At 37.7% G+C, this 11,477-nt stretch carries 14 protein-coding genes; 8 read left to right on the forward strand and 6 right to left on the reverse strand.

Features of this window, described 5'->3' with window-relative positions; all coding sequences use genetic code 11:
* The 6 genes from ACWITO_RS09505 to ACWITO_RS09530 all read left to right on the forward strand — a co-directional run.
* Positions 1-1,052, forward strand: a 1,052-nt coding sequence (locus ACWITO_RS09505; RefSeq protein ID WP_448529758.1) for a hypothetical protein, incomplete at its 5' end; no start/stop codon positions are given.
* Positions 1,053-1,056: 4 nt separating this feature from the next.
* Positions 1,057-1,605 carry a hypothetical protein gene (locus tag ACWITO_RS09510; protein ID WP_101358973.1) on the forward strand — a complete coding sequence of 183 codons (549 nt, stop codon included), beginning with the start codon at positions 1,057-1,059 and terminating at the stop codon, positions 1,603-1,605.
* Positions 1,606-1,855: 250 nt separating this feature from the next.
* Positions 1,856-2,851: a class 1 fructose-bisphosphatase gene (gene fbp / locus ACWITO_RS09515; RefSeq protein WP_448529759.1), complete on the forward strand. Its 996-nt coding sequence runs from the start codon at positions 1,856-1,858 to the stop codon at positions 2,849-2,851.
* A 178-nt stretch (positions 2,852-3,029) separates the two neighbouring features.
* Positions 3,030-3,257 (forward strand): hypothetical protein, encoded by a 228-nt coding sequence (locus tag ACWITO_RS09520; RefSeq protein ID WP_448529760.1) that lies wholly within the window; start codon positions 3,030-3,032, stop codon positions 3,255-3,257.
* The gene (locus tag ACWITO_RS09525; RefSeq protein ID WP_448529761.1) at positions 3,254-3,676 is read left to right on the forward strand and encodes a PIN domain-containing protein; all 423 of its coding nucleotides are present in this window, start codon (positions 3,254-3,256) and stop codon (positions 3,674-3,676) included. Before ACWITO_RS09520 ends, ACWITO_RS09525 begins: the two co-directional genes overlap by 4 nt.
* Before the next feature lie 130 nt (positions 3,677-3,806).
* Positions 3,807-5,588: an AMP-dependent synthetase/ligase gene (locus ACWITO_RS09530; protein ID WP_448529762.1), complete on the forward strand. Its 1,782-nt coding sequence runs from the start codon at positions 3,807-3,809 to the stop codon at positions 5,586-5,588.
* 107 nt (positions 5,589-5,695) lie between these two features.
* Here ACWITO_RS09530 and ACWITO_RS09535 read toward each other — a convergent pair whose 3' ends face one another.
* Entirely contained in the window at positions 5,696-6,784 is a 1,089-nt protein-coding gene (locus ACWITO_RS09535; protein WP_448529763.1) for an OmpA family protein, read from the reverse strand.
* Positions 6,785-6,934: 150 nt separating this feature from the next.
* Between ACWITO_RS09535 and ACWITO_RS09540 the strand changes: the two genes are divergently transcribed.
* Positions 6,935-7,585, forward strand: a complete 651-nt coding sequence (locus tag ACWITO_RS09540; protein ID WP_448529764.1) for a TetR family transcriptional regulator C-terminal domain-containing protein — start codon at positions 6,935-6,937, stop codon at positions 7,583-7,585.
* 71 nt (positions 7,586-7,656) lie between these two features.
* Here ACWITO_RS09540 and ACWITO_RS09545 read toward each other — a convergent pair whose 3' ends face one another.
* Positions 7,657-8,064 (reverse strand): META domain-containing protein, encoded by a 408-nt coding sequence (locus ACWITO_RS09545; RefSeq protein ID WP_101358969.1) that lies wholly within the window; start codon positions 8,062-8,064, stop codon positions 7,657-7,659.
* 109 nt (positions 8,065-8,173) lie between these two features.
* Here ACWITO_RS09545 and ACWITO_RS09550 point away from each other — a divergent pair, with 109 nt between their 5' ends.
* Complete coding sequence (locus ACWITO_RS09550; RefSeq protein ID WP_448529765.1) at positions 8,174-8,884, forward strand: YjjG family noncanonical pyrimidine nucleotidase; 711 nt, start codon at positions 8,174-8,176, stop codon at positions 8,882-8,884.
* Positions 8,885-8,953: 69 nt separating this feature from the next.
* Here ACWITO_RS09550 and ACWITO_RS09555 read toward each other — a convergent pair whose 3' ends face one another.
* From ACWITO_RS09555 to ACWITO_RS09570, 4 genes are all read right to left on the reverse strand, one after another.
* The gene (locus ACWITO_RS09555; protein ID WP_448529766.1) at positions 8,954-9,376 is read right to left on the reverse strand and encodes a T9SS type A sorting domain-containing protein; all 423 of its coding nucleotides are present in this window, start codon (positions 9,374-9,376) and stop codon (positions 8,954-8,956) included.
* 30 nt (positions 9,377-9,406) lie between these two features.
* On the reverse strand, positions 9,407-10,426 hold the full coding sequence (locus ACWITO_RS09560) for a S8 family serine peptidase (RefSeq protein ID WP_448529767.1): 1,020 nt from the start codon (positions 10,424-10,426) through the stop codon (positions 9,407-9,409).
* Positions 10,427-10,557: 131 nt separating this feature from the next.
* Positions 10,558-11,082 carry a hypothetical protein gene (locus ACWITO_RS09565; RefSeq protein ID WP_448529768.1) on the reverse strand — a complete coding sequence of 175 codons (525 nt, stop codon included), beginning with the start codon at positions 11,080-11,082 and terminating at the stop codon, positions 10,558-10,560.
* Positions 11,083-11,124: 42 nt separating this feature from the next.
* The coding region (locus ACWITO_RS09570; protein WP_448529769.1) for a S8 family serine peptidase at positions 11,125-11,477 on the reverse strand (353 nt) is incomplete at its 5' end.

Genomic DNA, 11,477 nt, shown 5'->3' on the forward strand with positions numbered 1-11,477 from the left:
CAATTCAATTCAATTCAATTCTTAAATTTTTCAACGTACTCATTACGTTTATTTCTTTTACGCTTTTGATTTCCTGTAATCTTGTTCCTGAAAATATTATTGAACCTAACATATCAGATAATTATCAAAAGCGAGTTAATAGTAAAGTTAGATTTGAAAATGGCAGGCTAGTCTTTGAAAATTCCGAAGTTTTCAAAAATCTATTAAACTATTTAACTAAAAATCCTCAAAGTATTGACTCTTTTGAAAATGCTTTTCCAAATTATGTTTCTTGGCGAAGGTTCAATCGTCAAATTTTGAATGATAGTAGTGCAAGTCCTCTTATTTTGTGTGATAGTTGTCTTGAACTACCTAATTTTTTTCAGGTAATACTGAATTCAAAAGCTGAATTTCAAGTAGGAAACATCATTGTTTTTGTAAGTGAAGGTAAAAGCTATGAGATCCCTTATTCACAAGAAAATAGCCTAAAAGTCAATGGAGTATTTGATAAAAGATTGCTAATTGAAATTCCAAGTTATAACTTTGAAAATATTTTGGTTGAAAATAGAGAAAATGGAAGGAATTATGCAGATGCTAAATATCAATATGAATATCACTTTGGCGGACATACATATAAACAAGTATTTGAAATAGCCGCAACAAAATTTAAGTTGCCAGGTACTTCTTCTAGTGGTTCTTTTTTGTATATGCGGATGAAATTAGAGTATTTAAAAAGACGAACCTTTGGCTCTCCTATTTGGACACCAGCAGGCGAAAATAGAACGACTCTTGTGAATAATTTTAATGGTTCTTCAAGTTATAATAATCAATCTTACACATCACGTAACCATTACATTAATGAACCTTATACTACAAGCAATCAAAATAAAGAATTTTATCTCAATGAAGTGTATGGTAGTAGTCATTTAATTGACCCAAGCAAATGGACTTATAGTTTCAATAGTTACTTGATGCATTTGTATGTTTCTTCACACGGTCAAGGACCCAGCTTAATATACACAGGTGGCAGAGGTCTTTATGTACCAGGTGCAAATTGGCTCAAAACTTATTAAATTTATGAAAAATCTAAAAAAAATCCTTGCTTTTTTTGCGATTATTTTGGCTCTTAATGCCTGCAAACGAAAAGATATAGATGAATCGGCTGGTACAATGCAAATCACCATTTCCGACAATCAAGGAAATATTCGGACTATCAGTTACGAGAAGGTATCTGTTGGTATTCAGGAACCTCAATCCGATAATGTAAAAGATTTACGATTTATTCGTATCACTGGCTACCAAAAGAATAATAATGCTGAAATACAAACGCTCATTTCTTTTGCAAGAAAAAAATCCTCAACCACCCATCATACTAAATTGGTGCAAAATTACCACTTTTGGGACGATATTAAAACATATAGTATCAGTTTGATACGCCCCGAAGCAACTTATGCAGCCACTTGGCTTGATGAAAGATATGCAGATGAATATAACTTTCATATTTTAAGAGAAAATGAGCAATCTATGGAAGCAGAATTTAAGGCGATGATTGTAGAAGGACGTCAGCATAGTGATACTACAATTGTTACAGGTAGATTAGAAATTGATAAAAAAGCAAAGTTTTAGTTTTTTACATTTCAAAGCTTTTAATTACAAAAATGATGCAAGCTTTTGGCTTGCATCTTTCTTTTATTTGGAAGGAGGTTTTGATATACTTCTCAATTATTCTTGTTTGCGAAAATAGTGCGGCTACACTTACATAAAGTAAACTCGAATAATCAATGAATATGACTTAATCAAATAATTTTGAGTATAAAACTAAAAAAATCGTAATTTTGCAAGCAATTTTCAGAGTATTCACCCAAAAAGCAAAATTATGAGTAACACTACTCCTCACGTTCCTTCTGTGGGCAGAACCTTGGATAGGTTCATCAAGCAAGACCAAGCCCAATTCCCTAATGCCACAGGCGACCTATCGCAACTCTTGCGTGATATTGCTTGGGCAAGCAAAATCATTCACCGAGAAATCAATAGAGCAGGGCTGATTGATATTACTGGCTCTTATGGAACGCAAAACGTACAAGGTGAAGAACAACAAAAACTTGATGTGATTGCGAATGTGCGTTTTATCAGAGCTCTGAAAAATGGCGGCGAAGTTTGTGGTATTATTTCCGAAGAAGAAGACGATTTTATTGATACAGGCAACCTGAATGGTAAATACGTAGTAGCCATAGACCCTCTCGATGGATCTTCCAATATTGATGTAAATGTTTCTATTGGAACAATTTTTTCCATTTATCGCCGCAAAAGTCCTTTGGGTACAGCCCCTACTTTGGAAGATTTCTTGCAAAAAGGTTCTGAACAAGTAGGAGCAGGCTATGTGCTGTATGGCTCCTCTACAATGCTTGTTTATACCACCGGACACGGCGTAAATGCCTTTACTTACGAAAACTCTTTGGGCGAGTATATTCTTTCCAAGCACAATTTACAAACTCCCCAAGATGGCAAAATTTACTCTATCAACGAAGGCAACTACAACGACCTTTCCGAAGGAGTGAAAAACTATCTGCAATATTGCAAAGAAAAAAAATATTCAGCTCGCTACATAGGCTCTTTGGTAGCCGATTTCCACAGAAATCTGCTTAAAGGTGGAATTTTTATGTATCCTGCTACTACCAAAGATAAAAACGGCAAACTTCGCCTTATGCACGAATGTAATGCCCTTGCCTTTATCGTGGAACAAGCAGGGGGCGTAGCCTCTGACGGCAAACAGCGTATTCTGGACATAGAACCCACTGCCATACACCAAAGAGTACCCCTATACATAGGCTCAAAAAATATGGTAGAAAAAGCACTTTCTTTCAATCCTTAAAAACAGACCAAGATTAAATTGATTTTCAGGTTCGAGCGATGAGATTACCAGCAATCTCATCGCTTACTATGTGAAAATGTGTTATTTTTTGTAAGTTGCAGTATCCTACTTTACATAGCAAAAACAGAACAAAGTCTGAAAAAACTTTGTTTTTTGTAGAAAATAAGTTTAGGGCAATATGGTAGAATTTAAGATACAATTAGATGATAATATCGTACAGGCTTTTGGATACAAACAAGTAGAAAGCTACTTGCAGGAATTTGTAAATAAAATGTTGCTCAAAGCGGCGGCAAAAGAGGTTTTGGAAGAACTAAAAACAATAGACTTGCAAAATGACAAAGAATGGCAAACAGCTCGCCATTTGGCTTGGCAACAAGAAAAACATAAATACATACCCATAGAATGACCAATTTTGTTATTGATGCCAACGTGCTAATAAGTATTCTAATAAGTGGTAAAGCAGGTTATAGACCTATTTTGACGCTCAATACCTTTATTCTACCCGATTTTGCACTCATAGAATTAGAAAAGTATAAAAATATTTTGAAAGATAAGACCAAAATGTCCAATGTTCAATTTATAGATTGGACTTATTTCGTATTTGCTCAACTAACTATTCTTCCTGATTACGTTTTGGAGCAAAGTATTTTAGCCAAATCGGAGCGGCTTCTTGAAAAAATAGACTTGAAAGATATTAGCTATGTAGCCTTAGCAATGCAGTTGGACTTACCACTTCTAACACGTGACTATCTTTTGTATGAAGGTTTGCGAAAACAAGGATTTAGAAAAGTAATATTGTTTGATGACTTTTTACGAACCTTCTAAAATACTCTGGCTTGGTAAAAGTTTGATTTAAGGTGTTATTTTTGAAGTTTGATAATTTTTATCTACATTTGTACGTAGGCAATTTTTCGTTTTGCCCAATCTTTTCTTTTTTGAACAAAACTTTATGCTTATGCAAATTACTCGTGTTTTTGACCTTCTAGAATACCAAGCTCAAAATTTCCCTAAAAAAGATGCCTTGGCTTGTAAAGAATATGGTGGTTGGGTACATTATAGCACCCAAGATTTTATTAGTACCACCAATCAGCTTGCAACCGCCTTTCTGGAGCTTGGGGTACAAAAGGGAGATAAAATCGCTATTATCAGCAACAATCGTCCCGAATGGAATTTTGTAGATTTTGCTATCCAAAAAATAGGAGCTGTAAGCGTTCCAATGTATCCTACTATTACCGCAGAAGACTATCGCTATATTTTAGACCACTCGGAAGCGAAACTGGTTTTTGCAGGCAATCAGGAAATTTATGAAAAACTATTGAAAGCTATTGAAGGAAGTGAAATCCTCTCCCCTGAAAAAATTTTCACCTTTGACCAACTGCCTAATGCTCAACACTGGCGAACTTTACTCAAAAAAGCAAGCAGTGAAAGGTTAAAAGAACTATCACAAATCCAAAACGCTATTCAGCCCAACGACCTTTTTACAATCATTTACACTTCTGGCACTACGGGTAAGCCCAAAGGGGTAATGCTTTCGCATAAAAACGTAGTAAGCAATGTAAAATCTGCTATTAGCAGTTTGGTACTCTCTCACGAACATAAGGCTTTGAGTTTTTTGCCTTTATGCCATATTTTTGAACGAACCGTTACTTGTGCCTATATCTACAAAGGCATTTCTATTTATTATGCCGAAAGTTTAGATACCATTGGCGATAACTTAAAAGAAGTTCAGCCTCACGTTTTTACGGCTGTTCCTCGTATTTTAGAGAAAGTTTATGAGAAAATTCTTGCCAAAGCCAAAACACTCTCGCCTGTTGCCCAAAAGCTGTTTTATTGGGCTTTAGAACTTGCCGAGCAGTACGATACCCAAGAAAAGAAAGGTTTGCTTTACAACGTTCAACTCAGTATTGCCAACAATTTAGTTTTTGATAAATGGCGTGAGGCACTGGGCGGCTATGTGAAATATGTAATTTGTGGTAGTGCGGCACTCAATCCTAAACTGGCACGGATTTTTTGGGGAGCTTGCATACCTATTTTAGAGGGTTATGGAATGACAGAAACTTCGCCTGTTATCACTGCTGGCTCACCCAACAAAGAAGATTACGTAATTGGTACGGTGGGTAAAGTAATTGAAGGCGTGCAGGTAAAGATTGCAGAAGATGGAGAAATTTTAGTAAAAGGTGATAATGTAATGATGGGCTACTACAAAGACCCCGAACGCACCGCCGAAACTTTTACCGAAGATGGCTGGCTCAAAACAGGCGACATTGGCGAGTGGGTACAAGGAAAATATCTCAAAATCACCGACCGCAAGAAAGAAATTTTCAAAACCTCAGGCGGAAAGTACATAGCTCCGCAACCTATTGAAAATAACCTTAAACTTTCGCTTTACATTGAGCAAGCTATGGTGATTGGCGAAAATCAGAAGTTTCCTGCTGTGCTAATCAGTCCTTTTGAAGAAGCCCTCAAAAACTGGTGTTTGGAACAGGGTTTGCCCTATGAAAATCTTGCTCAAGCTGTAGATTTAGCAGAAGTTCAAATGCTTTATCAGCAAGAAATTGACAAAGTAAATGAAGGATTGGCTCAATACGAGAAAATCAAAAAGTTTGTGCTATTGCCTGCTACTTGGAGCATTGAAGGCGGAGAACTTACCCCCACGCTCAAGCTCAAACGCAAAAATATTTTGCAAAAATACGAAAGCTACATCAACGAAATTTACAGCCAAGAAGTAGCAGTTTGAAATTTACTATCTTTGATTAGAAACAGAAAGCAAGACAAGATATAAGCACAAAGCATAAAAAACCTACAAGACTAAATCTTGTAGGTTTTTTTGGGGAATTGTATTTTTTACCAAAGTTTTACCGAAGAGATAGTCATCTTCACGCGGCGGTTCATTTCTTTTTGCTGTTTGGTTTTGTTGTACTCAGCAATTTCTTCGGGTTTAGAAAGAGGCTTGGCATCAGGAGAATCTATTTCAAAAGGTTTGGTATCGCCATAACCCACAGCCTTCAAGCGAGTAGCACTGATACCCTTGGAAATCATATAATCCATCACAAATTTTGCTCTTGCTTCTGAAAGGGCTTTATTGTCTTTGAAAGAAGATTTTTGAGGAGTTACGTTATCCGTATGTCCTTCTATGAGCATAAAGGTTTCAGGTTTGCTTTTGAGAATATCAACTACTTTATCCAAAATAGGATACCATTTCTTTTGTAGTTTTTCGTTGATAGTAGCCTTACCAGACTCAAATTCTATTTTACTTGCCTGCTTCAAGATAGCCTCTTCGGCGGCAGAAACAATTTTAGGGCAACCTTTGGTTTCACGAGGTCCGGGTTTATCAGGGCAGCCATCTTCATAATCCATTAAGCCATCACCATCAGAGTCTTTCATTTCAGGGCATCCTCTGTTGTGTTTAGGTCCTTTTTTGTCTTTACAATCATCTTCTTCATCAGGCACACCGTCTCCGTCAAAATCAGGAGCAGGACAGCCAAAATAACGAGCTACACCCGGAACATCGGGGCATTTATCTTCGTTATCCAGAAAACCATCGCCATCTTTATCGCCCCAAGGACAGCCATTGTTTTCACGAGGTCCCATCGTTCCCATATTGGCTTGGGCATCACCAGGAGTGCCAGGGCATTTGTCTTCATAATCATACACGCCATCTTTATCAGTATCTTTGGGACAGCCATAATCATCAACTTCTATCTTTACTTTGTTTTTTTTCCCGTCCTTTTCTATTTCCATTTCTTTGGGCGTATTAGGGCACTGGTCGCGTACATCAGGTACACCGTCGTTATCGCTATCCACTCTGTACACCGCAGGCACATTCACTTTGCGAGGTTGTACCCCTTTTTTGGGTTTAGCTTTTTGAGCATTTACACTCATACCAAAAGCTACCGTTAGCAATACAAGCAAGAAAATTCTAACTACTTTCATAACACTTTTTTTATTTTGGGCTAAAATTTAGGTTTTTGCAATACAAAAATAATGCAAGAGTTGTTTTTTTAGCAAAAAAATAAAAACTTTACCACAAAAACAAACTTTCTTGCTTCAAACATAGTTAAAAATTTTGAAAAACCAAAAAATATGGCAAAGCAAAGCAAAAATAAATCCGAAAATACCCAAAGCATTGATTGGCGTGAAGGCTTGGTGCGTTTTTCTTTGGAAAACAATCGCCTGCCTCAGAGTGCTTACGAACTTTGCAAATTTTTAGAAATCAGCGAAGAAAGTTTCTACGAAAATTACAGCAGTGTAGGTGCTTTGGCACAAGAGATTTGGAAAGGTTGGTTTGAAACTACCAAAAGCCAAATACAAACAGATGAGCAATATCAGAGTTTTTCGGTACGCGAAAAACTACTCGCTTTCTATTATACTTGGCTTGAAAATCTCAAAGGCTATCGCAGTTTTGTAGAAATTGCAATGCAAACCAAAAATCTTTGCTCACAGGAGCAATACAAGGCTTTCAAAGAGAGTTTCAAAATCTTTGCCCAAGAGCTACTCAACGAAGCCCTTGAAACAGGCGAAGTACAAAACCGCAATATTCTGAACCAAAGCTATCCCGAGATTTTGTGGTGGCAGGTGATGTATCTGCTCAATTTTTGGCTAAAAGACACCTCGCAAGGCTTTGAACGTACCGATGCCGCCGTAGAAAAGGCTGTCAATCTCTTTTTTGACCTTGCAGGAAGAACCTTTTTGGATAGCCTTGTAGATTTTGCCAAATTCAACTTCCAAAAATAGGCTTATGATTTACACAACTGCGAAAGCACCTTTTGGAAACCTTGTGTTTTCGCAGTTATGCCCCAACTGGCTTACAAGGCTTTCATTTCCAAAATTTCGTTCTCAGAAAATAATTTAAGGGTTTTACCTTGAATTTCATAGCGTTTTACAGCTACATAATTGATACGCACCGTATCGCAACAGGCTTGCGTACATACAAAATCGGTGGCGTTCATCTGAATTTCACCTTTTCCTACAAGGCTGAATTTCCCTTCACAACCATTTACGTCTAAATTGTATTGCAAACGCCCATCTTGGGTAAAAGTGGCAAAGAAACTTTTATCCGAAAAATCTTGCTTTTTGCCTGTGTTTTTTTCAGTAATGCTCACGAGTTGCCATTTACCATAAATTTTGGCTTGAGAAGCACTTTGGGACATTGTTTTTTTGCTTTGGCAAGTCATAAAACTCATTAAAAAAAGTCCGATTACAAACTTTTGCATTTTCTTTTTTCGCAAATATAAGCAAAAATCATACGCAAACTTTTGGGAAAAGCTCGTAAAATTTTTTAACTTTGTTTAGTGAAAATGTTTTTTCATTAAAAAGCGAAAAATGAACTTTACCGAGCATAAAATCGCTTGTTATCAGCATATTTTCTTTGATTTAGACCACACCCTTTGGGATTTTGAAAAAAATTCTAACGAAACCCTTTTAGAACTGCATAAAGACTTTTTAGATGAACGAATTATTCCCAAAGAGCAGTTTTTGGCGGTTTTTCACGAAGTAAATGCTCATTTATGGCATCTACACGATACCGAACAAATTACTGCCCAAGAGTTGCGAGAAAAGCGTTTTACTATGGTTTTTCAGGAGTTTGATTTTCATAACCCCGATTTATCTATTGCTTTCTCGCAAATCTATTTGGAAAAAACACCCCGCAAGCCTCATCTTTTGCCCCAAGCCAAAGAAATGCTGGATTATCTTTCTCAAAAATATAAGTTACACATCATTACTAATGGCTTTCCTGAAATTCAGCGGATAAAAATGGAAAGTGCAGGCATATTGTCGTACTTTCAGGAAATTGTAACCTCGCAAGAAGCAGGCTGTAAAAAGCCCCAAAAAGGCATTTTTGAATATCTTTTGCAAAAAGTACAATGTCCCAAAGAAAATTGCCTGATGATTGGAGATAATTTACTCACCGATATTGAAGGAGCTTTGCAAATAGGTCTGGATTGCGTTTTTTACAATCCCAAAAAACTCCCACACAATAGAAAGCCCTCTTATGAAATTAGTTGCCTTGGCGAATTGAAAGAGTTTTTGTGAGTTTTCTGTAAAAAAGCGATACTACTCTCGGGGTGAATAGTATCGCTATCTGAAAGAGTAGATTAGAAATTACTCTTTCACAATCATTTTTTCTAATATCCCAAATTCAGGGTGCAATACTTTCAGGTAATACAAACCTTGTGGCAGATGTGATACCATGAATTGTGTTTCTATACCCTGAACATTCTCCAATCTTATTTTTTGCTCCCCTTGGGCATTATAGAGCCTGATTTCGTAAGGTGTTTGGGCAAACATTGCCAGTACCTCTTCATCATTTTCACTATGCTCTATTTTTACCTGCAACACATTACCCGTAGGGTTTGGATAAGGATTGGATATGCGTAAATTGTAGCACTTTTCCCCATTGGGCGGGCAACCCGTTGCCTGATATACGGCTCTAATCGTGCCTATGCCACTATTGCAAGGGTTTGTCCCTAGTGCCTCTACGTAGATTTGTCCATCGGTCTCCCCTACTCTAAAACTACAAGACAAGCCCGTACCATTATGACCAGGTGCATAGCCTCAACAGAAATATCCCGTACAATTGTATGGCACAATAGGCTGTGATGTAGCAGGATCTACGGGCACCACCCACCAACGATACCCCGTAGCACCTGGTACAGGATTGATACGATAATTTACGATTTGTCCCCGCCATACCTGAGTAGGTCCAATGATGTTTTGTATTTGTGCCGCCGCCGAAGGCGTGAGCAATACATTGTAGGTAATTGTAGTGCCTCCTACTTGAGCCTGAATAAAACTACTCGTGTTACTCGATACATTGGTAGATACTACAAGTGTATTCGTATTACTGCTTACAATGCTAAGATTAGGACCCACTGACCAAGTAACACTCATACAAGTAGGTGCATTAGTGAGCGTAAAAGTAGCCGTTTGGCAAAACACACTCGGACCTACAATTTGAGCATTACTCGAAATAGCCCTTAACACCGCCGCATAGGCATCTACCAAGCCATAACCATAATTGTTATCAAACCCTGGCTCTCCTAAATCTTGGGCTGTTTCTTGCAGAATAGTACGCACTTGGGCTTCTGTAAGATTAGGATTTACTTGCAATAACAATGCCGCTACCCCTGCTACCTGAGGGCAAGCCGCTGATGTGCCATTGAAGTTAAATATGTACTGATTATTCCTACCAAGCGTTACAATGTCTCCAATAATACCACCACTTGGAGCTACTAAATCAATCTCGGGACCGCGACTGCTATAGTCATGTAAATTTCCATTTTTATCAATTGCTCCTACTGTTATTACACCGGGTAGGTTACCTGGATAAAGTACATTTCCAAAACTATTACCAGAGGCAAATACTACAACACAGCCTTTCCCATTTCTACCCATAGTTAAAGCATTTTGGATTGAATTGGTAATTAAGTTTGAAGGAGTATCCAATTTCCAAGAACAACTTAATATATCTGCTTTACCAATATGCCAAGACCATACTATACTATTAGCTATTTCCACATTTGAGTATGCAAGACCTTCACTTATCGTTTTTCGGCTTTGCGTTCGGGCGGGCATTTTAGCACTGCACTTGATACGAAGAACCGCACTTCAATTATACACAGAATTGTCAATAGAAGCACATCACCCCGCCTGACGCAAAACCGATGTTAGCGGTATGTGCTTCTTAATTCGTCATCAGTCGTCCGTTAGTTTTTCTGTCTCTTTGCATACTTTTCAATTTCTGTAATCTCGTCCTGATAGTAAGCCATTGTCCGCAAGCAACTGTAAGTCCAAAAGGTGTTTTTTGTTTTTGGAAACTTAAAGTCATTGTTTACTTGTCCGAAATATGTTTCGTTCTCACCGTAAACAATATACTTTTTGCCAACTTCAAATCTAATCCCGCAGTCGCCACCGCCAAGTCCTGTGTAAATTGTCAAGGTGTCGCTTGTGATTTTGCCCTTGTAAATGTCAGTCACAACAAAGTCGTAACGAGCTATTGTCATTTTACTCATTGGTGAGTTTCGCATTGTCGTGTCATTAGGAAACATTTTTAGAATTGTGGAGTCGGTAAGTGTCACGAGTTGCTTAGACAATATTGTCCCAACGAGAACAGCGTCCGAGTGCTTAACTTCTTCCTCAACTGTCCGTTGTCCAATGCAAGAACAAGCAAACAAACTGTCGCTTAAGCTTGTCAGTAGGATTGTTGTCAGTATGAACAGTAGTTGTCGCATTGTCGGCATTTTATTTTCTGTCTGTTGTAGTTTGCACGGTCTTCATAGCATTACCGCTAACATTCTTACAGAAAGTATTTCCAAATTTGTAGCAATTCCAATGATACCAATGGTGTCATTATTTGCACCAATTATACCAGCACAAGCCTGTCCGTGAAAGTCAAAAAATGTTGTAGGTCTTCCAGGATTATCCCGATTACGGACATCTAAACCATTCAGTAACAAGCAACTTAAATCTTCGTGTGGCTCTATACCATCATCTAGCACAGCTACTCTTACCTTTTGATTTGTACTTGCACAAGTATTGATTAAATCCCAGGCCTCAGGGGCGTTGATATCTATATTTGGTCTGCCTCCACTTTGACCTGTGTTATTCAAATAATATTGTAATGGGT

The sequence above is a fragment of the Raineya sp. genome (genome assembly GCF_053497555.1).